The following is a 24,816-nucleotide window of genomic DNA, read 5'->3' as shown; positions in this document are numbered from 1 at the left end:
GAAGCTTATTAATATATAACGTATTTCTCCAACGACTACGTATTAAGCTTATGTTGTTTGTTGAACATAGGCCTTACCTGTCAATTCTTGGTATTGTTCAGGAGTAGCGCAAAAAATCTAATTAATACCTCCTCGCTCCTAGAAATCATTGACTCACCATATCGATAATACATGCTAAATCTTTGGCATACATAAGATTTGACTTCGTTTAGTTATTTTTCGAATATAATTGACTCTAGTTAGCCTTTAGACTATTCTTTACTAAAAAATAAACTTACATATAAGCTATTTATTTTTGTTAGTTCTTTTATTTTTTAACTAATCACCAACTATAATATTAGCTTTTAACTATTAAATTATTCGAAAGGCAGTACAAAAATAAATTTAGCAGATAGAATTAAAGCTTTAGCCCCAAAATATGGGATAACTATCGCAGAATTAGAACGAAAAACTGAAATTTCAAATGGACAAATATCCAAGTGGAGCGTTAGATCACCTAAAACGGAGAATCTTGAGAAAGTTGCTAATTATTTTCATGTATCATTAGATTACCTAACTGGAAACACAAGCAGCAATAAAACAGTCGATCTAGATGATGAAAATGTTATTTTTACCTATCAAGGTAAACCGTTATCTGAGGAAGATACAGCATTAATAAAACGGTTGATGAACGGGAAAAATTAGTATGAACAATCTGATTTCAATTTTGATTAATTACGTCTTGGACTGAGGAATATCTTAGATGATAATTTAACAGTAGCTGCACTCAAATAGAATATTATACTCACTTACAGCAATCAATATCCCACTCTCATATTGCTCTAACAATGATATTGAGATTAACAAGCCGATTACTTTTTATAAGCAATTCGGTATAACATTTAATATTGAATATATCATGAGTTTCAAATTAAGAAATATTATGTAATTCATGTCCAAACGTGAAGACGTAAAAAGCTTCTGAAACTTCTTTTACTATTTCGTTTTATTCCAGTACGACTAAGCGTAGAAAAGTTAGTCCAAAACCTGAACGACGTTAAAAGCTGAAATTATAAGGAGCTTTATAATGCGAGTAAATCTCAAAAATCCTAATACACATCAATTAAAGCAAGTTAAAGTTGGCTTTTCCTGGACAACTTTCTTCTTTGGCTTCTGGCCTGCTCTATTTCGTGGTGATTGGAAATGGTTTGGTATCCAACTAATTATCGTAATATTCGTGGCATGTTTTACATTTGGACTAGGAACAGGAATTGTTGGCATTGTTTTTTCATTTTTCTATAACAAGTTATACATTAACGATTTGTTGGAATCTGGTTACGTTCCCAATGATAAAACATCAGAAGATATTCTCTTGAGTAAAGGTATTACTGTAGCAAGTAATTAAGACTTCATACAATTACTATCGGCTTTATGCCGGATACATATCATGAACTAGGAAAAGCAGTTTTACATAGGTTGGAGGGAAATAAGAAGTAAGCTTGATTTTAACAGATTAGACATAGTGTTTAGTCAAAGCAAATATAATTAAGGTATTCATAAACAATTTTTGTTTTTAATTTTGCATTATAATTAATCATATAAACCTGTTTTATATCAGCGTTGACTTTACAGTAGCAGTTACGCTCAGCTTTACTGGGTGAATAAACACCAGCACAACGTTTTAGCTCATGAAAAATAGTACTAGGAATACCATACGTAAAGTGATCCCCAGAATAATTAAAGTCTAGAAGCATTTTACGCTATTTTATAGTAAGTTAATTATAGCTCATAGTGGGAAGAATAAATTTAACAACCAAATTAAATTTATTCTCCCCACTATGAGTTTTTTAATTATGTTGCATTTCGATGGTAAATTTTTAACATAAAAAATACCACTCACATTTCTGTGAATGGTTTCAATTTCAGTTGATAGATACTTAAAAATCCAAAACAAAAAGAACCCTTGCTACACAAGGGTTCTCTCTTACTACTTGTCGCGACGCTTTTCAGCGATACGAGTAGCCTTACCAGTACGTTCACGTAAGTAGTACAACTTAGCACGACGTACACGACCATGACGAAGAACGTCAATCTTAGCAACACGTGGTGAGTGTACTGGGAAAGTACGTTCAACACCAACACCGTTACTAATCTTACGAACAGTGTAAGTAGCACTGATACCAGCACCGTGACGCTTGATAACGATACCTTCGAACATCTGAACACGCTCACGTGAACCTTCAACGATGAGAGCGTGAACTCGAACAGTATCACCAGCACGGAAGTCTGGAATATCATCCCGTAATTGACTTGCAGTAATCTTTTCGATTAACTTGTTTTGACGCATAAAAATTCTTTCCTTTCGCCGACATTCATGTCCGATGGGGCAGCGGAACACCGTTTCTCATGGCTAAACAGCCATTTATTACTATACTAGCTTTTCCTCTCCCTTTCAAGGGTTATTTTGATTGATGTTCCTGATTAATCACTGAATGCCGAATTCCATAAACAAAGTAAATAATCAACCCGATTAGGAACCAAAGTCCCATCATGATCTTGGCGTCAACATTTAATCCCCAGAAAATTACTAATGAGAACAATGCAGAGATTGCTGGCAATACTGGGTAACCGGGCATCCTGAATTGAGCTTCCGGAAGATCCCTCCCTTCACGAGGACGGAGCGCATAGATGCCAAGTGAAACAAAAATAAATGCTACTAATGTCCCTGCTGAAACCAGTGTGGCCAAGAAGGTAAATGGAAAGACGGAGCCCAGAATCATTGCCAAGAATGTAATCATCCATAAAGCCCGATTAGGGACATGTTTTTGGTCAATATGACCTAAGCCCTGTGGAAGAAGACCGTCCCGACCAAAAGCATAAATCAGCCGTGATGATGCAAGTAAGATTGCGATTAATGCTGAGAAGATACCGACAATAGCCACAATCGATAACAAGTTGGCAGTAATATAATGTCCCGATTGCCGTAGGGCCCAGGCAGCCGGTTCTGCATCGTTTGCATAACGACTATACTTGAACATCCCAACAAGGACTAGTGAAACCGCAATGAAAAAACCGGTCCCTAAAACAAGGGTCCAAATTAGACCACGTGGCATTGTCTTCTGAGGATTAATTGTTTCCGCAGTGTTTGCTGCAATTGCATCAAAGCCTACATATGCAATAAATATTTGAGCAGTTCCGGCTAGGATCCCCTGCCAGCCACCAAATGATGTTCCTACAACGTGTGGCGGAATAAAGGGGGTATAGTTTTGTGGGTGAATAGCCGTCATCCCTACGACGATAAACATCAAGATAACCAATAACTTCACGCTCACAATAATATTCTCAATCCGACTAACTTGGTGAACACCACGCGAAATAAGAATTCCTACAGCCAAAATCGCAATCGCTGCTAAAATATCAACATACGAACCCTGGTGAGGATTAAAGCCGCCCGTTAATGCCACTGGTAATCTCACATCAAGACTTGCCAGGAATCCTTGCATATAAGCAGACCAGCCAGATGCCACAAAGGCAACTGAAATAAAATACTCAGCAAGAAGGGCCCAACCCGCAATCCAACCAAAAAATTCACCAAAGAGAACATTAATCCATGAGAAGGCTGAACCAGCAAATGGCAAGACTGATGATGTTTCGGCATAGGCTAACGCTGATAGACCGGCTCCAATTGCGGCAACGATAAAGGCTAACGGAACAGCCGGCCCTGTATGCTCTGCCGCTACGATTCCCGGTAAAGTAAAGATAGCTGTACCGACAACCATCCCGGTTCCTAGTCCAATTAAGTCAATTGTCCGGAGACTTGGGGTTAATTTAGCATCCTTACTTCGGTATATTGCCGGATTTTGTTTCCAAAACAGCCGTTGAATAAACTTCCTCATCGCAACTCCTTCCTAATCTGGCACATCCGGATCTTGGTCGAGTTTTAAATCTTCAAGCATTAGCCGTTGCTCATGATTCAACTTAGCCGTTTTCAGTAAATCAGGGCGTCGTTCTAGTGTTCGTCGTAAGGATTCTCGTTGACGCCATTCCTTAATCTTTTGGTGGTTTCCGCTAGTCAAAACTTCGGGAACCTTCATTCCGCGGAAATCTGCCGGCCGAGTATATTGTGGATATTCAAGTAATCCATTACTAAAGGAATCACCCATTGGGGAAGACATGTTTCCTAACACACCTGGAACAAACCTTACAGTTGCATCAATCATTACCATCGCAGCCAATTCTCCACCAGTAAGAACATAGTCACCTAATGACGCTTCATCTGTCACGAGGTTGCGAATTCGCTCATCATATCCTTCATAATGACCACAAATAAAGGTAAGATGCTCTTCTTGTGATAATTCTTGAGCATATTCTTGATCAAACCTTCGTCCAGCAGGATCCATTAAAATTACCCGTCCTTTTGGATAGCGCCCTTGAGTTTCCTCATCAATTGCGGACATTGCATCAAAAATGGGCTGTGCTTGTAGGAGCATTCCCGCACCACCGCCAAATGGTGCATCATCAACCCGATTATGTTTGTTGTCTGTATAATCCCGGAAATCGGTAACTTTTATATCAAGAAAGCCGTTATCTTGTGCTTTACCAATAATTGATTCACCTAACGTTGCTTGGAACATATCAGGAAATAAGCTTAAAATATCAATCCGCATTATTCGAGACCCTCCAATAACTCAACTTCCACGATACCTTTTTCAAGATCAACATTCTTAATCACATCATCAATCTTTGGCAATAAGAGATCTGATTGTTTAGGTCGTTGAACAACCCAAACATCATTAGCACCAGGTGAAAGGATTTCCTTAATCTTTCCTAATTCTCGACCATCAACCGTCTTTACAGTTAACCCAATTATTTGATGATAGTAGTAACTACCGTCCTCAAGTGGCTGTTGATCCTTCTCGCTAACCATTAACTTATGGTTACGAAATACTTCAACATCATTAATATTGTCGTATCCTACAAACTTAACAAGTAATGATCCCTTGTGCGGTCGTGCAGATTCAATTGTTAATTCTACTGGCTCTCCTTGAGACTCATCTAAATACAATTTGGCACCCTTGGCAAAGCGTTCATCAACAAAATCAGTAGTCGGAATCACTCGAACTTCACCACGGATCCCATGGGTATTAACAACTTTTCCAACATTATAAAATTTCATTCAATTTTCTCCCTAAAATTGACAAAAACTCCCACAGACTAGTGTGGGAGTTTTATGTTAGTGACGATGGTCATTTATTAGTAACCGGATCTTTTTTGAATTGGAACGTCGTGGACGTGCTCCTTCAACGACCGTACGCAGTGCTGAAGCAATATGTCCCTGCCGCCCAATTAAGCGACCAACATCTTGAGGATGAACATCAACAACGTATCGTTGAAAATGCTCATCTTCAGATTGAGTAATTGTTAAATCATCCGGACGTTCTAACAATGGGGTTACTAAACTACGAACCAGTTCTTCAATACTTGTCTCAGTCATGACTAAACATCACTACTTCTTAGCATACTTTGATTCGTGGAACTTCTTCATAACACCGGCCTTTTGAAGCATGTTACGAACAGTGTCAGAAGGTTGAGCACCCTTTTGTAACCAATCCATAACGGCATCTTCGTCAAACTTGATTTCCTTAGGAGTGGTCAATGGGTTGTAAGTACCTAAAGAGGTAATGAAACGACCATCACGTGGTGCACGTGAATCAGCTACAACAATACGGTAGAATGGACGCTTCTTTGAACCCATACGCTTTAAACGAATTTTAACGGACATTCTTTGCACCTCCCTGTAAATTTCTTAACAGATAATAATATACCAGTCTTCCAAAAGAATGTAAAGTATTTTTTCTTGACAGGCTAAATATTTTCTTCTTTTTTGATAAGTGACCTACTGAAGCCAAGTCCAATCATCATCCTACTAGATTGCAACCCATTTTATGATAACTAGGTCTTCTTAAGTCGGTTGGACTAACTTAGATAAAAGATTGACTTACTACTATCCCTAGTGTCAAGAATTTGTAAATCATCTTGCAGTTATGATTAAAAATACAGATAATAACTTGTTACTTATCTTTTTAATTACTAAAAAACTGATTAGCGGTCTCGTCTGAAGAGAATTTACTAGGACTACTAACCAGTCTTTATTACAATAAAAGCTATTTACTAACGACGCTTTCGTAATTTTCGGAGCTTTTTTATTCGTTTTTGCTTATCCTTCTTCATCTTTCGGGCCATGTGACTCATTGCCATTTGCCCCATCCGACCACCAGGCATTCCCGGCATTTGACCACCAAACATGTTTTGCATTCCACTAAAGTTACCATTTGTAACCTGCTTCATCATCTTCCGCATTTGGTTAAACTGCTTAATCATCCGATTAACTTCAACGATTGGCCGACCAGCACCGGCAGCTAACCGTCGACGACGACTCGGGTTCATTAAGTCTGGATTTTCCCGTTCTTCAGGGGTCATGGAGTAAATAATTGCCCGAATGTGATCTAGCTGTTTAGGATCAAGGTTCAAGTTCTTCAGAGCAGGATTATTCGCCATTCCTGGCATCATCTTAATAAGATTTTCTAGTGGCCCCATTTTAGTTACTTGATCCATTTGGGATAGGAAGTCGTTGAAATCAAAAGTATTCTCACGCATCTTATCCATCGTTGCTTGGGCTTGTTCCTCATCGAAATCCTTTTGGGCCTTTTCGATCAGGGTCATCATGTCCCCCATCCCGAGGATCCGCGAAGCCATCCGATCTGGGTGGAAGACATCAAGATCAGTCATCTTCTCACCTTCACCGACAAACTTAATTGGTTTACCGGTAACGGCACGAATTGACATAGCAGCCCCACCACGGGTATCACCATCGAGCTTGGTTAATACAACCCCGGTAATATCAAGCTTATCATCAAATCCTTGGGCAGTATTTACAGCATTTTGCCCCGTCATTGAGTCAATTACCAAAAGGATTTCATTAGGATTAACAAGTTCCTTAATGTTTGCTAATTCATCCATTAACTGCTCATCAATCTGGAGACGCCCAGCAGTATCAATGATTACGTAATCATTATGGTTCTGCTTAGCTACCTCCATCCCCTCACGAACAATGTCAACCGGATCAACGTTAGTTCCCTTTTCAAAAACTGGAACATCAATCTGATTAGCAACCTGTTTTAACTGGGTGATTGCAGCGGGGCGATAAACATCGGCCGCAATAAAGAGTGGGCGTGCCTTGTTTTCGTCCTTTAACCGAAGTGCTAATTTGCCAGCAGTGGTTGTTTTACCAGCCCCCTGAAGACCAACCATCATAATTACAGTTGGAATATGGGCGGCCTTGTTCAGAGGGACTGCTTTCTCCCCCATCAGTTGGGTTAATTCATCATTAACAATCTTAACAATTTGTTGGGCTGGGTTTAACCCTTTAAGAACGTCTGCACCTGTTGCCTTTTCCCGAACTTTCTTTACAAAGTCCTTAACAACGGTAAAGTTAACATCGGCTTCGAGTAATGCTAGCCGAATTTCCCGCATCGTTTCACGAAGATCTGCTTCGGTAACCTTGGGCTTTCGCCGCAGCTTTTCCATCGCCTTTTGCAGACGATCAGTTAATCCTTCAAATGCCATCTTTTATTCTTCCTCCAAATTTTCCAAATGACTTACAAGGTTATTCAACTGTCGATCATTCGGATAATGTTGTGTAACGTATCGCTGGATTTCGTCAGCTTGTTTATTCCGCACTCGAAATTCAGCATCCAAGTGTAGCTTAGCTTCATAATCTTCCAAGATTTTTTCTGTCCGCTTGATATTATCATACACTGCTTGCCGACTTACGTGAAAGTTTTCGGCAATTTCACCAAGCGAAAAATCATCAGCATAGTAAAGTTCAAGGTACTGATTCTGTTTTTCCGTTAAGAGTGGCTGATAAAATTCAAATAGTGAGTTAATTCGTTCATTTTTTTCAATTTCCATTAGTAAGCAGACCCCTTACCTAATCAACTTCTACCAAATCCTTGAATAGACCATAAACAAACTCACTAGCATCAAACTTCTGTAGGTCGTCAACCTTTTCACCTAAGCCAACGTACTTAACTGGTAAGTGAAGCTCATTTCGAATTGCCAAAACAATCCCCCCACGCGCTGTTCCGTCAAGCTTGGTGAGAACAATTCCCGTAACATCCGTACTTTCCTTAAATAACTTAGCCTGATTAAGGGCATTTTGACCTGTAGTGGCATCTAAAACAAGGAGAACTTCATGTGGAGCATCGGGAATTTCACGGGTAAGGATTCGTTTCATCTTTGCTAATTCCTTCATCAAGTTAACCTTATTTTGCAACCGGCCGGCGGTATCAACAAAGAGAATATCATAGTTTTCCTTCTTTGCTTTTTGTACAGCATCAAAAACAACAGCCGCAGGATCGCCCTTTTCTGGACCAGTAACGATATCAACACCATCACGCTTAGCCCAAACATCTAGCTGTTCAGTTGCCCCAGCGCGGAAAGTATCAGCAGCGGCTAACAAAACTTTCTTTCCTTGCTCCTTAAATAAGGCTGCCATCTTCCCAATTGTGGTTGTCTTCCCAGCTCCGTTAACACCAACAAACATAATTACGGTTGGTCCTTCTTGAGCTAAGGTTAAATCAGAATTTTCGTCTTTACCGGCTTCGTCGTATAACTCCACCATCTTTTCGATGATAACATTAGAAATATCCTGCTTGCTCTTGGCATTTTGCAGTTTTACTTCTTCACGTAACTCATCACTGAGTTTCATCGCCATATCGTAACCAACATCCGACTCAATCAACATATCTTCTAGGTCATCAAAGAAGTCTTCATCAACATGCCTGAAATTAGCTAAAAAGCGGTTTAACCGAGCCCCAAATCCAGTCCGTGACTTTTCTAATCCGTAATCATACTTTTTAGCCGTGCTTTCTTCTTCTGGTTCAGTAGTTTCATCTGATGTTGCCACTTTTATTGGCTCGCTATGAGCTTCACTTGTAATTTCCGCAGGTTCGTTTTCAGCTTTATTTGCAACTTTAAATGATTCAGTAGTTGCTTCTGCGGTTTCTGCAGTTTCAACTTGTTCTTGGTCCGATGTTGATGAACCAGCGGACTCAGCGCTGTTACTTCCAGCAGCTTCTTCAGCTACCGGTGTGGTATCTTCTGTACTTTCACTTGTAGTATCTTCTGTACTTTTACTTTCTTCTGCAATGTGTTCAGTTAAGTGTGGAGAGACCGCCGCCTTAGAACTAAGCTCAGTACTCAATTCAGCCGTACTCTCTTCACTTATAGGATTGCTTTTAGCTTCCTTGATTTCTTCATTTACAGCTGACTCAGTAAGACTGCTTTGCAAGGCTGCTTTGTCCTTGTCAGTATTCTCTACTTGTTCCTCAGCCTTTGGAGCTTGGCTTTCCTCTTCTTGTGTATCCTCATGTTTCTTATGACGACGAAAAATATCAAATAGTCCCATAATCTACGCCTTCTTTCTAATCATTCGAACGCTCTAATGTATCAATAACATCAACTGAAACCATTCGGGAAACACCTGACTCCTGCATCGTAACTCCATAGAGGACATTTGCATTCATCATTGTTCCCTTACGATGAGTAATCACAATAAATTGTGGACCATCATTACCGAAGTGACTCAAGTAGTTAGCAAACCGCTGAACATTGACCTCATCTAAGGCCGCTTCAGGTTCATCCAGGATCGCAAATGGTACTGGGCGGACTTTCAAAATAGCAAATAAAAGGGTAATTGCCGTTAACGCCTTCTCCCCACCTGAAAGAAGACTCATCCGCTGGTTCTTCTTTCCTGGTGGTTGGGCCATAATATCAATCCCAGTTGTTAGCAGATCGTGTGGCTCAGTTAAAACTAGTCGAGCATGACCACCCGCAAAAATTTGTTGGAAAGTCTGATCAAAGGCGGCTGAAACTTTTTTAAAAGTCTTATTAAACCGTTCTTTAACCTGCTGATCCATTTCACTCATCGTTTCATTTAACCGATCACGTGAAGCTAACAAGTCGGCTTGCTGTGACGAGAGAAAATCATACCGTTCCTTAACACGTTTATATTCAGTAATTGCCCCAGTATTAACCTCACCAAGATCATCTAATCCCCGTTTTAATAATTTCAGCTTAATTTTTAGTTGATCATCCGGTAAATCACTAATATTTTTTCGAGCTTCATTAATTGTCATCGAGTATTGTGAACTCAAATGGTTCAAATAATTATCCATTTGAGACTCCTGACGAACCCGCTGAGCATCCAGTTGGTTCCGTTCATTTGTCGCGGCTGCTAACAATTCACGTAGACGATCATGTTCAGTTTCAGCCGTTGTAACCTGCTCATCGAGCAACACTAATTTTTTCTTTATTGTCGTCGATTGCTGCTTAGCGGAACCTAATTGTTGCTTAGCATCATGTAATGCTGATTCATTAGATTCATTATCTGCATGGTTACTATTAATCTGTAAATTGAGTTGCTGGAGCTGATCCTTAAGGTGTTCGATATTAATTTGGAGAGTTTGTTTCTCATATTTTAAATCATGCCGACGATTCTGAATCTGTTGCAAGCGTTCCTTAGCAACCGCAATCCATTGTTCCATCTGATGAAGTTGCTGACTCTGTGCTGATTCATCGTTTTGTAATTGCTTAACCTGCTCTTGTAATTCGGCGATTTGCTGCTTATTAACATCAAATTGGCGCTGAGCATCAGTCAATTTCTGGTCATTCTTAGTCAACTGTTGTTCATAGTCACCGTGTTGATGTCCCTGCTGTCCAGATTGAAATTCCAGTGCTGAAACTTGTCGTTCAAGTGCTTGTCGCTGAGTTTGTAAAACCTGCTCTTGACCACTTGCAGAATGAAGTTGTTCAGTTGCACGGTGAAGCTTTGATTGCAATTCCTGTATTTGTTTACCAATAGTTTTTTGTTCGTTCTGTAATTGTGCAACCTGCTTTTCCAATTTACCAGCGGTTAATTGCTCTTTAGTCAGAGCCCCCTGTAGTTGGTTTGCTAACTGCTTTTGACTAAGAAGACCAATCCGTTGATGACGGTTAGCCCCCCCAGTCATTGCTCCACTGGCATTAATCAGTTGTCCATCAAGCGTTACAATTCTGACATAGTGGTGACCGTGTCTAGAAATGGCTGTGGCATGATCAAGGTTATCGACAACAACCGTGTTCCCCAAAAGATGTTGAGCCACAACTTCATACTTATCAGCATACTTAATCAAGTCAGTTGCCCGACCAATATAACCAGGCAATGAATCTAATTGACTAAAAATTGATGAAGATTGACGATGCTTTAACGTATTAAGAGGCAGAATCGTTACCCGTCCAGCCCGGCGCCGAACTAAATAATTAATGATTTGCTTGGCGGTCGATTGTTGATCAACTACCAGTTGTTGCAACTGACTACCAAGAACTGTTTCAATTGCTGTTGTATATTTATCAGGGACATCAAACAATTCGTTGACTGCCCCTTCAAGCCCGGTAAATTGCTGCCGCTGCTTAAGAACATTTTGAACGCCTTGATAGTACCCCGAATACTCTTCTTGCATTGATTGGTAGTTTTTAATCCGTGACTGGAGTGAATGAACATCCCCCAGAGAACGATACCATGAACGCTGAGCTTCTTGGTATTTTTCTTGTAGTTGACCTTGATGACTCTGTTGAGTTTCTAAGCGTTTTCGTAAAGTGGTAACTTGTTCTTGATAACTCCCAACCTTTTTTTGGGCGTTTTTTTCCTGACCCTCAACATTATTTAGACGTTCTCGAGCTGACTGAAGTTCTGCATTACTTTGCTGTTGAGCGCTCACCGTCTGCTCGTGATTACTCTTCAAAAATGCTTGTTGATTTTGAAAGGTCGTGATTTGCTGCATTAAATCAACTTGAGTTCCCCGAAGCTTTTCCAACTGTTCATTAACATGTTGGATTCTCTGACTACTACTCATTTGTTTTGCAGCAGTTAATTCAGCATGGTGGGAGGCAATAGCCTGTTCTTGAGAACGAATTTGATCATTAACCTGAGATAAACTATGAACAGCTGCTGCTTGTTGATCTTGAAGCTTTTTTAGCTGTGCAGCCAACCGTTCACGTTCTTGGACTTGCTGTTCACGCTTAATTGAAGATACTGACTGTTGATTTTGTAATTTCCCGATCATTTCAGTACTGGTCAGAATTTTTGCTTGGAGTTGATCCTTGCGTGATTGAAGACTAGTTTGTTGCTCCTTTAGCTTATTCAAACTCACTGTTGATTTTGTAAGTTTGGAACGGTAATTATCAACCATCCGTTGATCATTTTCTAGTTTATTTTTTAAGCTTACAAGTGACTTATCTGTTTGATCATAGAGATGCACCGTTTGTGTCCTGTCCAATAGATCATACTGGCCCTTTTGCTCTAAATAATCCTCAGCAAGTGCACTCTCGTCAGCTAATGGTTCTAATTGGCTGGTTAATTCAGCAATAATATCATTAACCCGGTTCAGGTTATCCATTGTTAAACCAAGCCGTTTTTCCGCAGTATCCTTATTCTTCTTATACTTTGCCACCCCAGCAACCGTTTCAATAATTGAACGACGATCAGCTGGTTTACCGTTAAAAATCGCTTCAATTTGACCCTGAGAAATTACGGAAAATGATTCTCGTCCCAATCCAGAATCAATGAAAAGATCAGTAATATCCTTCAAGCGGACTTCTTGACCATTAACAAGATACTCACTATCCCCATTCCGGTATAACTTTCGCGTAATAGTTAGTTCAGTAAAATCACTCGCCAGGTAATGATCGCTATTATCAAAAGTAATTGAAACAAGGGCGCGATTAAGTGGTTTTCGGTCATTTGAACCGTTAAAAATAACATCTGCCATCTTATCACCCCGGAGCTGATGGGCAGATTGTTCACCCATTACCCAGCGAATTGCTTCAATAATGTTACTTTTCCCACTACCATTTGGGCCAACGATTCCCGTCATTCCAGGTTTAAATTTAATTGTAGTCTTCTGAGCAAAGGACTTAAAACCATCCAATGTTAGAGATAATAATCGCATAATGCTTACTTACCTTCTTGACGCAACTTATTAAGGGCGTGGCTAGCAGCTTGCATTTCAGCATGCTTCTTTGATGAGCCAATTCCCTCACCAATTACTTTACCATCTGCAGATACATTAACCTTAAATTTAGGATCATTCTCCGTTCCTGATTCTTCCAAGAGTTGGTAGTCAATCTTAACATCACCATTACGCTGTAAGAATTCTTGAAGGCTCGTCTTAGCATCAACAGCATGGTCAAACCATCCCATATCAAGTTTAGGGAAAATTACACGCCGAACAAATTTTTCAACAGCAGGACGTCCCTGATCTAAATAAAGAGCACCCACGAAAGATTCAAAAATATCACAGAGTAGTCCTGGACGTTGTCGCGCACCGGCCATTTCTTCCCCATGACCGAGACGGATATATTGATCAAAGTGACATTCCTTAGCGAACTTGGAAAAACTATCCTCACATACCATTGCTGCCCGCAAACGGGTTAACTTTCCTTGAGGTAATTCTGGGAATCGTTTGTAAATATATTCAGAAACAACTAATTCCAACACGGCATCGCCAAGAAATTCAATTCGTTCATAGAATTTAAGTCCTTGATGAGGATGTTCATTAACATATGAGGCCTGAGTAAATGCTTCTGCAAGTAAATCAGGATTATCGAAGTGAATATCAAATTCCTTGGCCAAGTAGTCTTGTAAATCCTTAATAGTAAAAACTTCCTTTCTATTAATTAAAGATGCGAAAAAAGCCGCGACAAAGTACAAGCCTTCATCACGGACCACAAAAAACTATTAATCAGCAGTATGTTCGTCAATGTAATTAACTACTTCACCAATCGTACTTAGCTTTTCAGCATCTTCATCATCAATTTCTTCACCGAACGTATCTTCTAATTCAAGAATAAATTCAACAAAGTCAATTGAATCAGCATCTAAATCTGTCTTCAAATTTAATTCATCGGTAATTTTTGCCCGATCAACATCAAAGTGATCAGCAACAATTTCTGAAACCTTATTAAAGATTTCTTGCTTTTTATCTTCAGCCATTGACTGTTACCTCTCTTTATTAGTTCGCTACTATTTTAGGCGTTTTTTGCCTTCTTGTCTACTCATTGTTTTGGTTAAAAAATTCAACGGTCTTATCGACGACCCCAGTCTTAAGCATTGTACGGATTTGACTAATAGTATTCTTTACTGCGGCGGGATCTGATGAACCATGAGTTTTTACCACAGGGGCCTTTAGTCCAAGAAGAACAGCCCCACCATACGTTGATGTACTCATCTTTTGACCAATTCGATGGAAAACAGGCTTTAACATTAGATAACCAAGTTTAGCACGAAGGCCACCGTTTAAAATTCCGTCTTTAATTACAGTCAGCATCATTTTAGCGGTCCCTTCAGTTGCCTTTAAAGCAGCGTTAGCAGTCCAACCATCACTGACAACAACATCCGCTTTACCAAAGAGAAGATCACCGGATTCAATATTTCCAATAAAATTAAGTTCCTCTTCGGCGTTTAAAAGTTGCCAAACCGCTTTATGCAACTTATCGCCCTTATCTTCTTCAGCACCATTGTTAAGAAGCGCAACCCGTGGATTAGCAACGCCAAGAACCTTTTCGGCATAAAACTTACCCAGATAAGCAAATTGAACTAGGTTTTTCTCCTTGCTTTCAGCATTAGCACCACTATCAAGATAAACGAAGCTTTGCCGTTTAGCACCTGGCTTAGTAATTGGTAGAATACTTGTTAATCCAGGACGATCAATCCCCCGAATTCGGCCAACAATAAAGATTCCAGCAGCGAGAACCGCTCCAGTATTACCGGCAGAGAAGAAAGCGTCTGCATTTCCCTCTTTAACTGCATTAGCAGCACGGACAATTGATGAGTCCTTTTTCTTTCGGATGGCACGAACTGGTTCTTCACCCATCGCAATCTCTTCAGTTGTTTTTATAATATTTAAACGATCATGATTCTTAATCATTGACGTAAACTTATCTGGATTACCATAAAGATCAAAGGTCAGGTCAGGATACAAATCCCGCGCTTCTTCAACCCCTTCAATAATCGCTTTGGGAGCATTATCGCCACCCATTGCATCAACAGCAATTTTCATTAACATTAACCTCCTAGTCAAAGTGTGTTTCGAGTTGGTTCCGTTTCAGATAAAGGACAAGTGGCAAATTATCATCGATCTGATCCCAATGGGGAGTAGTTAGCAAGTTAGTCGCATCTTCCTTAGCAATTTGTAAAATTTTCAAGTCACCAACTGGATCACCAACCTTAAAATCAGGAACCCCGGACTGTTTCGCACCAAGGATATCTCCCGCTCCACGAAGCTCGAGATCCCGTTGAGCCACTTTAAAGCCATCCGTTGTCGCAACCATTGTTTTCATCCGTTCTATTCCCTCATCTGTTTTTGGATCAGCAATTAATAAACAGTAACTTTGCCGTTCTCCTCGGCCTACGCGCCCACGTAACTGGTGTAACTGAGCCAGACCAAAACGGTCCGCATTATAAATTATCATTACCGTTGCATTTGGATTATCAACGCCCACTTCCACCACTGTCGTTGAAACAAGAACTTGGATTTTACCTTCCTGAAACTCCTTCATTACAGCATCTTTCTCATTACCGTTCAAGCGACCATGGAGAAGACCTACTTTATAGTCGGGATGAAAGTAATCAGCTAATCGTTGGTAAAGATCAGTCGCATTTTGTACATCGAGCACTTCAGATTCCTCAATCAAAGGACTAACAACATATGCTTGCGCGCCACTCGCTAACTGTTCACGAAGAAATTTTAACGCATCATTACTTTGTTTATCCTTTAACCACTGTGTTTCAATTGGCTTACGACCAGCCGGCAGCTCATCAATAACCGAAACATCCATTTCCCCATAGGACGTAATCGCTAATGTCCGTGGTATTGGCGTTGCTGTCATTGCAAGAACATCGGGATGTTCTCCCTTTTCCCGCAATTGCTGACGCTGATTAACACCAAAACGGTGTTGTTCATCGGTAATTACCAAACCAAGGTTAGCATATTGCACATCCTCCTGAATCAAGGCATGTGTTCCAATAATTAGGTTAATCTCACCTTTTTTGATCGCATTAACTAATTCACGATGCTGCTTAGCAGTTAACGAACCGGTAAGTAAGCCAACATGAACATGAGTACCAGCAAAAACTTTCACTATTTTTTCGGCATGTTGGGTTGCTAGAATTTCCGTAGGGGCCATTAAAGCAGCCTGGTAACCAGCCGTAATCGTGGCATAAATTGCAATCGCTGCAACAATTGTTTTTCCAGAACCAACATCCCCCTGTAGGAGTCGGTTCATTTGAATTGGCTGCCGTAAATCACGACAAATTTCGTTAACAACTCTTTTCTGAGCATTAGTCAGCTCAAACGGAAGCTGAGAAATAAACTCTTTTAATTCATCGTTGCGATATAGGATCCTCGTCCCATCCTCCTGGCGGTATGCCCGTCTAATTGCTTGAAGTCGTAGCTGAAAGAGGAAAAATTCCTCGTAAGTAGCCGTACGTCTGGCCGCCTTAGCAAGAGCCTGATTCTCGGGGAAGTGAAGCTCCTTAATCATTTCACGTCGATCCATTAAGCGGTAACGTTGTCTAAGCGTTCTCGGGAGCAAGGTCGGGATCACGTGTTGGTAATCTTCGTATGCCTGACGAATCAACGATCGTAAAGTGCTCTGCCGAAGATGCTTATTTACCGGGTAAACAGCTCCAAATTCATTTTCTGGCGTACCCGTAGTAGTTACTAGTTTTGTCCCAGTTACCTGTTGACGAGTGGCATCCCATTTTCCCATTACGGTTACGGGACGTTCTAATTCAACCTGCTTTTTCAAATATGGCTGATTAAAGAAGGTTACCATAATTACTTGCTGACCAACTTTTAACCGAAAACTTAATCGGTTACGCCGATATCCAAATCGACTAAATAATGGCTCAGAAACAATTTTTCCTTTAACGGTTACTTTTTGTCTATCCTTAACCGTTTTTAAGTCATTTGGTGTAAAGTCGTTATACCTAGTTGGGTAGTACGTTAGCAAATCTTCAATCTTATCAATATTTAAAGTTGCTAGTTGTGCAACCCGTTTGGGACCAACTCCCTTTAGTACTGAAACCGGATCCTGAAGACTCTTCATCATCCTACCCCCCCAACCTTTAAAAAGAGCCGGATGGCATCAGGTAACTGGTGTTCTACATCCAACTCCATCATTAATTTAAATTATTCAACGGAAATTAAGTATGGATATACTGGTTGGTCACCCTCATAAATTTCGGTTTCCAGTTCATCATCCATTTCTTCAACAGCAGCCTTAATTTCTTCAGCTGTTTCCTTATCACCATCTTGTCCATAAAGAATTGTTACAATTTCACTGTCTTCATCAAGCATTGCTTTAACCATCTTGATTGCAGCTTCTTTAAGGTCAGGATCGGTATCAACGATCTTACCATCAACAATTCCCATAAAGTCATCTTTCTTAATTGATTGACCATCAATTTTAGTATCACGAATAGCATTGGTTACCTCTCCGCTCTTAACAGTTGAGAGATTTGCTTCCATGTGTTTTTGATTATCTTCTAAGGATGCTTCAGGGTTATATTCAAGAAGAGCTGTCATGGCTTGAGGGATAGTTTTACTATGGACAACCTCAGTTGGAATATCAGCAATTTCAGCAGCCTGTTCAGCAGCCATAAAAATATTACCATTATTAGGTAAAATGATCGCTTGCTTAGCCTCACTACTATTAATTGTATCTGCAATATCTTGGATACTTGGATTCATTGTCTGACCACCCTTAATAGTGTGGGTAACCCCAAGACTCTTTAGCAATTTAGCAATTCCCTCACCAGATGTCACTGCAATCACTGCGGTTTCTGTTTTTGGTTTAGCAGATTCGCGAGCCTTTTCAATTGGTGTTTCTGAACGTTCTGCCTCTTCTTCATCATGTTCCATGATTTCCTCTTGTTGCCAAACCATGTTATGAATTTCAATAGTCTGAAGATCACCAAATTGCTGACCCCAAGATAATACTTTACCAGGGTGTTCCGTGTGAACATGAACCCGGACTACAGAATCATCGTTCAAGACGAGTAAGCTATCACCCATTTTAGCAAGGTAGTTGTAGAAAGTGTCGTAATCAAACTCTTGCTTGACTTGCTTCCCTTTACCAAGACGAACAAGCATCTGAGTACAATAAGTATATTGAATATCTTCAGGATTTAACTTTCCTTGAACACTTTGGTGGTCCATTGCCTTAACCATCTCATCGACTTCAGCGTTATCAGGCTTATAGCTATCGTCCTTATCAACTTTACCACTTAAAGCTTCATCAAATGCTTGAAGGACAAAAACAAGTCCTTGACCACCAGAATCAACAACGCCAACCTGCTTCAAAACAGGTAATAATTCAGGCGTTTTCTTTAAAGCAACCGTTGATGATTCATAAATCGTATGCATAACTTCAACAACATCATCAGTTTCTTTAGCCTTTTCCAAACCAGCTTGAGCGGATTCCCGAACAACTGTTAAGATCGTTCCTTCAGTTGGCTTCATTACGGCTTTATAGGCTACTTTAGCACCATTAGCATAGGCAGCAGCAAAATTCTGAGCATTAAGAGTAGTTTTTCCTTCAGCTCCCTTAGCAAAGCCACGAAAAATTTGTGAAAGAATAACTCCCGAATTCCCCCGGGCACCCATTAACAAGCCTTTAGCCAAGGCAGCAGCAAGGTCGCCAACTTTGGTGCTATTTGCATTACGTTCGTATTTGGCACCGCTTTCCATAGAAGATGTCATATTTGTCCCTGTATCTCCATCTGGAACCGGGAACACATTTAATGAATTGATAAATTCAGCATTCTTGCTCAGCTTACTAGCAGCAGCTTGAACCATCTTGCCAAATTCAAGATTCGTAATTTCAGTTACAGCCAATTATCTTTCCTCCTAGTAACGCAAATTAATCGTCGAGTGACCGAACACCTTGAACACAAACATTAACTGAGTTTGCCGTAATGCCAAGCATTGATTCAAGGTTATACTTTACCTTTGATTGAACACTCTTTGAAACCTCAGAGATTTTAGTGCCATAGCCAACGATGATATTAACATCAATAGCAACACCGTTATCTTGTTGACGAACGACAACTCCACGACTGAAGTTTTCCCGACGCAGTATTTGGTTAACACCATCCCGTAATGGATTCCGTGCTGCCATACCAACTACACCATAGTTATCAGTAGCAGCGCCACCAACAACTGCTGAAATCACGTCATTATCGATATCGATTATTCCAGATTGTGTTTTAATTTTAACCGCCATTATATGGCCTCCTTATTTTGGTCAATCAATGCCCATTAAAAAATAAGCATTTTCAGCAATCATACTGTTAAAAACTCATATTAATAATACCATAGCAGACGAAATGAAAAAAGTCGTCTGATTAATGATAGTTAAGGGCATATACTATTTTTTAAATAAAAAATAAGTCGTTCAAAACTGAACGACCATATTTTTTGATTTAATTAAACCCGAGTCACTTTACCGGACTTCAGTGTACGTGCTGAAACGTAAACCTTCTTAGGCTTGCCGTTAACCAAAATGGTTACCTTTTGCAAGTTAGGCTTCCAGCTACGACGACTTGAGTTAAGGGCGTGAGAACGCTTGTTACCAAAGCGTGTCCGTTTACCGTTGATAAAATCTTTAGCCATTGGTGGTACCCTCCTCTTCTCATCTATGTTTTTTCGTTTTTACGCATCTGCGCTATAACTCACTTAAACAATTTACCATAGGCTGGATAACAATGCAATAGTTTTCTTTCAAGTAAATTTCCTTGACAGGCTAATTAGTTACCAGATCACGTGACTTAATGACGGCTATTACCCCAGACTTAAAGCTGAAATGATTTCGTTCACCATTAAACTCATTACTCGACCAACAGAAAGGAATCGTCGAATTCCAATTATTCAATGGATACTTTTCATCAACTAACGTTAAACCGACTACTGGAGTTAAGTTAACAAATGCTAAATATTTAAACCCAAGTTGAGCGCTAAGTTCATACTTCCCCGGCAAATAGTAATCAACAATGTTTTGCTTATCAATAAACTGAATATTCTCAAGGTAGTCACGAAATTCTTCTTCTAACGGTAAAAAGAGGTTGCTTAAATATTGATCTAACCGACCACCAGTAGCCCCAAAAATCGAGATTTTATCTGGATGATAGAGTTCAATTGCGTTCTTTACACCAAGTTGGGTATCGGTGTAATCCTTTACTGGGGGAAATAGCTGAATGCTATTAATTAACTTTTTTACACGTTTAAATTGTTGATCATTTGTCGAATCAAAATCCCCAATCGCAGCTACAGGAACTATCCCTTCTTTAAGGAGGCGAGTCGCCCCAATATCAACCCCTAACCATTTTTCGTTTTTTCGAGCCCGAACTACCTCTAAAGGAATTAATTCTTTCGGTCCCCCTACCATAATATTTACTCGCATTGACCTCTCCTTAAAAGAAAAGCACCGCTGACTATAATGTCACCCGACGCTTTTACTAGGTTATTTAGTTGCATCCTTTAATGCTTGAATCCGTTCAGCAGGATCATCAGCATTATAAACGTATGAACCAGCAACTGCTACTGTTGCTCCAGCATTATAACAATCAACGACGGTTTGGTTATTTACCCCACCGTCAATTTCAATATCAAAGTTATAGCCCTTGTTCTTCTTAATTTGGTTAAGTTTAGCAATCTTTTCAACAGTCTCAGGAAGAAACTTTTGCCCACCGAATCCTGGATTAACAGTCATTACTAAGACCTGATCAACCATATGTAAAACCGGTTCAATCATTGCTACCGGTGTACCGGGGTTGATGACTACCTCCGCCTTTACGCCGCCATTCTTAATAATTTGTAGTGCCCGGTGAATATGTTGGGTCGCTTCTACCTGAACTCCAATAATATCGGCACCTGCATCAATAAATGCAGGTATAATATGCTCAGGATTTTGAACCATTAGGTGACAGTCAAGAACCATCTTTGTAATTGGACGAATTGCCTTTACAAAGCCAGGGCCATAAGAAATACTTGGTACAAATGAACCATCCATCACATCGATGTGAAGATATTCAGCACCAGCTTTGTCTACCTTTTCAATATCCTTCTGTAAATTAACATAATCAGCACTGAGAATCGAAGGTGCTACTTTAATCATTTTATCAATCCCTCATTTCCTATTCTTACCATAGTCCGGTTTTTGATTGACAATCAAGTTATGAAATTGAACGTAATTGTCATACCGACTTTCCATGATTATACCATTTTTTACTGCATCTTTAACTGCACATTGCGGCTCTTTCAAGTGAAGGCAACCACGGAACTTACATTCCCGTGCTAACCCTTTCATTTCAAGAAACAGATTTGGTAGCTCTTCAACCGTCATATCAAAAGTTTCATATGAAGAAAATCCAGGCGTATCAGCAATCCAAGCGCCAGCCACATTTAACAAGCTGACTTTCCGTGTTGTATGCCGTCCCCGCTTTAATGCAGTTGAGATTTCTCCTGTCGCCAGTTCTAAACCGGGAGCAAGATGATTTAATAATGTCGATTTCCCGGCACCTGTTTGTCCCATCATTGTAACAATTTGACCATACAAAAGTTCTTTAAGCTCTTGAAGTTGTTCAGGAGCAAATACTTCGCGACTAAAGAAAACTCGGTACCCAATCTTTCGATAGCCAGCAACGATTTTTCCCAACTTCGAATACTCGTCATCATCAAGAAGATCGGTCTTTGAAAAATAAATTATTGGAGTAACCTTTTGTGCCTCAAGGGCGATTAATTGGCGATCCAACAAATTTGTCGAGAAAGTTGGCTTCTTGGCTGCTGTCACTACCACAGCAGTGTCAACATTAGCCACTGGTGGCCGAACCAGTTTATTCTTTCGTGGTAGCACACGAAGGAGGTAGCCGTCTTCGAATTCCACCCGATCACCAACAATTGGCTTAATCTTTTTGGCACGAAAGTTTCCTCGTGCCCGTGTTCGATAAATTTCACCCTCAGCTAAAATATCGTAGAAGCCACTTAGTGATTGCTGAATTATCCCCTGTTTCACATTTTACCTCCTTAAGCTGTGATGTTCGTTGCACTCATAATTGTTCGACCGTTCCGAACAACTCGGTAAGCCCCTGTTTCCCCCTGTCTAAGGGTAAACGGAACATTAATCGTCGTCTCTTGGTTAATTGTAATATCTTGATATTGCATAGTTAGATTATGCTGTGCATCTTTAATATATACTTGAACTCGATTTTCATGTTGACCACCATTACCGTCAAATGGAATATTAATCTGAATATTAGTGGTCTTTGTTTCATTACCAGAATTAGCCACGGTTACCGTCAGTGTATCGCCACGGCTTAATGTGGAACCTGCTTTAGGTGTCTGTGCAACTACGTGGTTAGTTGCAATGGTCTTGGACGTTTTTTCTTGAGTGGTTAATTGCAAGTTATGCTCATTAGCAAACTTCTGAACAACACTAATATCTTGGTTCTTAAAATCAGGAATTTTAATCTGTGGTTTACCCGCGCTTACTTCAAAACGAATGGTATGGGAAGCTGTAGCAACTGTCTTTCCTTTTGCGTAATTCTGTTTCATTATTTGTCCAGGATCAACCGTTTCTGAATGAACTCTAACTTGTTCAACATGGAAACCTTTCGCCCGAAGACTGCTTGCTACATCCTCGTAATCAGAACCAACATAATCAGCCATTGTCATTTGTTTGACCCCTTGACTCACCTTTAAATCAACATAACTATTAATCCGCGCCTTATCGCTGCCATTTGGCGAGCTACTGATCACTTGATTTTTCGGAACATTTGGATCATAACCACGAGTAATGTTTCCAACCCGCAAGTTATGCTTATGAAGAGTTTGCTCTGCCTTTACAGCACTTTGACCAGCCACATCTGGCATTACGACAGTCCGCCCTAAAAACCACCAACCACTTCCGCAAATAATGATTAAAATAACCATACCGATTCCTAATGAAAAATACTTTTTATAACGATACCAGAAGGAGCTTGACTCATTTTTAATTTGTTTTTGAGGCTCCTGTGACTCCTGCTTACCATGATGTTTTGGCAAATCTATCACTTTCGTTTCACCATCATCGTCACCATTAAGCTCAAGTCGTGATTCATTCTTTCTTGCTGGATCTAATGCTGTTTTTAAATCGGCTGCCATTGCTGCAGCTGATTGATAACGTTTTGCTGGATCCTTAGCAGTAGCTTTGATTACTACATTCTCCAACGCTTGCGGAATATTCTTATTAAAATTACGAACTGACGGAACGTTTTCTTTAAAGTGTTTAAGAGCAATTGAAACAGCCGTTTCTCCTTCAAACGGTACTTTTCCTGTCAGTAATTCGTACAAAATAATTCCTAAAGAGTAGATATCAGATTGCTTAGTAGCAATACTTCCCCGTGCTTGCTCTGGAGAAAGATAATGAACAGAACCCATCAACGTATTTGTCTGTGTCAATGAGTCCTGGTAAGCTGCAACAGCAATCCCGAAATCAGTAATTTTAATATTCTTATTTTCATCAATTAAAATATTTTGTGGTTTTAAATCACGGTGGATAATTCCATGATCATGGGCAGTCTGAACTGCTGATAATACTTGCCCCATAATATCGACCACTTGTGGTAACGGAATCGGAAAATTTTTCTTAATATACGCCTTCAGGTCGGTTCCTTTAACGTATTGCATTACCATAAACTGCATTCCATGATCTTCACCAATGTCATAAACCCCAACAATATGAGGATCATTTAATTGGGTTGCTGCCATTGCTTCGCGTTCAAAACGACGTTGTGTGTTTGGATCATCTCGTAAATCAAGGCGAAGTAACTTAACTGATACTTTGCGATCGAGAAGTTCATCATGCGCTAAATAAACATTCGCCATCCCGCCTTCACCAAGCGTGCGAATAATCCTGTATCGTTTACCGATCTTATATCCAGGATTCATTTACTACCCCTCCTGGTCTCCTACTAACCCAATCAGGACAGTGATATTATCTGGTCCACCAGCATCATTTGCCATTTTAACTAGTTGCGAACACTTTTCGGCTACCGAGAGCCCGGATTCTAACACCTTTTTCATTTGGTCTCGAGTAACCATCTTGGATAAACCATCAGTGCACAACAAAAACTGGTCACCAGGAGCAATCTTGAAGCGATTAACTTCGATCCTTGCATCAGCTGATGCCCCAATGGCACGAGTAATAATGTTGTTTTGTGGATAATTACGGGCTTCTTCTTCTGTAATGTCGCCATGCTTAACCAGTTCGTTTACTAATGAATGGTCGATCGTGACCTGTGTTAACATATCACCGTGGAGGACATATCCCCGACTATCACCGATATTAGCCACTACCATTGCCCGCTCAAAAATAATGGTGGCAACCATGGTAGTACCCATTCCCTGATACTTTGGGCTTTTCTTTGATTTTTTTAAGATTTCGTCGTTGATTAATTGGACCTCACGTGCGAACCACCGAATTGCTTCTAGTGATGAGTTTGGTGAGGCCGCTTGGAATTGACGACCAAGACTCTCAACGGTAACCTGAGCAGCAACATCACCGCCTCGGCTACCACCGATTCCATCAGCAACGACCACCAAGATAGTTCCATCAGGAGCAGTAAACTTTGCTACTCGATCCTGATTTTCTTTCCGTAGATGACCAATATCTGTTTGATAAGCAACTTCCATAAATAAT

Annotated in this window: 24 protein-coding genes; 2 read left to right on the top strand and 22 right to left on the bottom strand. The window is 40.1% G+C overall.

Annotation, left to right across the window (positions count from 1 at the left end; genetic code table 11):
- The first annotated feature begins 378 nt into the window (after positions 1–378).
- Positions 379–684 (top strand): helix-turn-helix domain-containing protein, encoded by a 306-nt coding sequence (locus tag H5R64_RS08370; RefSeq protein WP_182583363.1) that lies wholly within the window; start codon positions 379–381, stop codon positions 682–684.
- Between the two features lie 382 nt (positions 685–1,066).
- A complete protein-coding gene (locus tag H5R64_RS08365; protein WP_182581231.1) occupies positions 1,067–1,384 on the top strand; it encodes a DUF2628 domain-containing protein in 318 nt (105 codons plus the stop codon).
- 582 nt (positions 1,385–1,966) lie between these two features.
- Here H5R64_RS08365 and rplS read toward each other — a convergent pair.
- From rplS to H5R64_RS08255, 22 genes are all read right to left on the bottom strand, one after another.
- Positions 1,967–2,326 carry a 50S ribosomal protein L19 gene (rplS, locus tag H5R64_RS08360; RefSeq protein ID WP_056974551.1) on the bottom strand — a complete coding sequence of 120 codons (360 nt, stop codon included), beginning with the start codon at positions 2,324–2,326 and terminating at the stop codon, positions 1,967–1,969.
- A gap of 112 nt (positions 2,327–2,438) precedes the next feature.
- Complete coding sequence (locus H5R64_RS08355; protein WP_182583343.1) at positions 2,439–3,875, bottom strand: APC family permease; 1,437 nt, start codon at positions 3,873–3,875, stop codon at positions 2,439–2,441.
- Between the two features lie 12 nt (positions 3,876–3,887).
- Positions 3,888–4,646, bottom strand: coding sequence for a tRNA (guanosine(37)-N1)-methyltransferase TrmD (gene trmD, locus H5R64_RS08350; RefSeq protein WP_182581568.1), 759 nt, complete (start codon positions 4,644–4,646; stop codon positions 3,888–3,890).
- Positions 4,646–5,155: a ribosome maturation factor RimM gene (gene rimM / locus H5R64_RS08345; protein WP_182583341.1), complete on the bottom strand. Its 510-nt coding sequence runs from the start codon at positions 5,153–5,155 to the stop codon at positions 4,646–4,648. The genes trmD and rimM overlap by 1 nt, the downstream gene beginning before the upstream one ends.
- A 57-nt stretch (positions 5,156–5,212) precedes the next feature.
- The gene (locus tag H5R64_RS08340) at positions 5,213–5,473 is read right to left on the bottom strand and encodes a KH domain-containing protein (RefSeq protein ID WP_182581570.1); all 261 of its coding nucleotides are present in this window, start codon (positions 5,471–5,473) and stop codon (positions 5,213–5,215) included.
- Positions 5,474–5,485: 12 nt separating this feature from the next.
- Complete coding sequence (rpsP, locus tag H5R64_RS08335; RefSeq protein WP_102169442.1) at positions 5,486–5,761, bottom strand: 30S ribosomal protein S16; 276 nt, start codon at positions 5,759–5,761, stop codon at positions 5,486–5,488.
- Positions 5,762–6,150: 389 nt separating this feature from the next.
- Positions 6,151–7,605 (bottom strand): signal recognition particle protein, encoded by a 1,455-nt coding sequence (gene ffh / locus H5R64_RS08330; RefSeq protein WP_182581571.1) that lies wholly within the window; start codon positions 7,603–7,605, stop codon positions 6,151–6,153.
- Positions 7,606–7,608: 3 nt separating this feature from the next.
- Entirely contained in the window at positions 7,609–7,950 is a 342-nt protein-coding gene (locus tag H5R64_RS08325; protein WP_182581572.1) for a putative DNA-binding protein, read from the bottom strand.
- A 19-nt stretch (positions 7,951–7,969) separates the two neighbouring features.
- Positions 7,970–9,448 (bottom strand): signal recognition particle-docking protein FtsY, encoded by a 1,479-nt coding sequence (gene ftsY / locus H5R64_RS08320; protein WP_182581573.1) that lies wholly within the window; start codon positions 9,446–9,448, stop codon positions 7,970–7,972.
- A 16-nt stretch (positions 9,449–9,464) separates the two neighbouring features.
- Positions 9,465–13,028: a chromosome segregation protein SMC gene (gene smc, locus H5R64_RS08315; protein WP_182583339.1), complete on the bottom strand. Its 3,564-nt coding sequence runs from the start codon at positions 13,026–13,028 to the stop codon at positions 9,465–9,467.
- A gap of 5 nt (positions 13,029–13,033) precedes the next feature.
- Positions 13,034–13,732 (bottom strand): ribonuclease III, encoded by a 699-nt coding sequence (gene rnc / locus H5R64_RS08310; RefSeq protein WP_182581716.1) that lies wholly within the window; start codon positions 13,730–13,732, stop codon positions 13,034–13,036.
- A gap of 84 nt (positions 13,733–13,816) precedes the next feature.
- Positions 13,817–14,071 (bottom strand): acyl carrier protein, encoded by a 255-nt coding sequence (gene acpP / locus H5R64_RS08305; protein WP_182581575.1) that lies wholly within the window; start codon positions 14,069–14,071, stop codon positions 13,817–13,819.
- A 58-nt stretch (positions 14,072–14,129) separates the two neighbouring features.
- A complete protein-coding gene (gene plsX, locus H5R64_RS08300; RefSeq protein WP_182583337.1) occupies positions 14,130–15,137 on the bottom strand; it encodes a phosphate acyltransferase PlsX in 1,008 nt (335 codons plus the stop codon).
- A 13-nt stretch (positions 15,138–15,150) separates the two neighbouring features.
- A complete protein-coding gene (gene recG / locus H5R64_RS08295; RefSeq protein ID WP_182581717.1) occupies positions 15,151–17,187 on the bottom strand; it encodes an ATP-dependent DNA helicase RecG in 2,037 nt (678 codons plus the stop codon).
- Between the two features lie 83 nt (positions 17,188–17,270).
- Positions 17,271–18,977, bottom strand: a complete 1,707-nt coding sequence (locus H5R64_RS08290) for a DAK2 domain-containing protein (RefSeq protein ID WP_182583335.1) — start codon at positions 18,975–18,977, stop codon at positions 17,271–17,273.
- 25 nt (positions 18,978–19,002) lie between these two features.
- The gene (locus H5R64_RS08285) at positions 19,003–19,365 is read right to left on the bottom strand and encodes an Asp23/Gls24 family envelope stress response protein (protein WP_182583333.1); all 363 of its coding nucleotides are present in this window, start codon (positions 19,363–19,365) and stop codon (positions 19,003–19,005) included.
- 203 nt (positions 19,366–19,568) lie between these two features.
- A complete protein-coding gene (gene rpmB / locus H5R64_RS08280; RefSeq protein ID WP_003713527.1) occupies positions 19,569–19,754 on the bottom strand; it encodes a 50S ribosomal protein L28 in 186 nt (61 codons plus the stop codon).
- A 130-nt stretch (positions 19,755–19,884) separates the two neighbouring features.
- Positions 19,885–20,541, bottom strand: coding sequence for a thiamine diphosphokinase (locus H5R64_RS08275; RefSeq protein WP_182581579.1), 657 nt, complete (start codon positions 20,539–20,541; stop codon positions 19,885–19,887).
- A gap of 60 nt (positions 20,542–20,601) precedes the next feature.
- On the bottom strand, positions 20,602–21,255 hold the full coding sequence (rpe, locus tag H5R64_RS08270; protein WP_182581580.1) for a ribulose-phosphate 3-epimerase: 654 nt from the start codon (positions 21,253–21,255) through the stop codon (positions 20,602–20,604).
- Positions 21,256–21,267: 12 nt separating this feature from the next.
- A complete protein-coding gene (gene rsgA / locus H5R64_RS08265) occupies positions 21,268–22,152 on the bottom strand; it encodes a ribosome small subunit-dependent GTPase A (protein WP_182581581.1) in 885 nt (294 codons plus the stop codon).
- A gap of 11 nt (positions 22,153–22,163) precedes the next feature.
- On the bottom strand, positions 22,164–24,065 hold the full coding sequence (gene pknB, locus H5R64_RS08260; protein WP_182581582.1) for a Stk1 family PASTA domain-containing Ser/Thr kinase: 1,902 nt from the start codon (positions 24,063–24,065) through the stop codon (positions 22,164–22,166).
- A gap of 3 nt (positions 24,066–24,068) precedes the next feature.
- A complete protein-coding gene (locus H5R64_RS08255) occupies positions 24,069–24,809 on the bottom strand; it encodes a Stp1/IreP family PP2C-type Ser/Thr phosphatase (protein ID WP_182581583.1) in 741 nt (246 codons plus the stop codon).
- Positions 24,810–24,816: the final 7 nt, after the last annotated feature.

It is taken from the genome of Limosilactobacillus fastidiosus (genome assembly GCF_014145505.1).
GTDB classification, from domain to species: domain Bacteria; phylum Bacillota; class Bacilli; order Lactobacillales; family Lactobacillaceae; genus Limosilactobacillus; species Limosilactobacillus fastidiosus.
The sequence above is the reverse complement of the archived record's forward strand: the minus strand, read 5'-3'. Positions and strand labels throughout refer to the sequence as shown.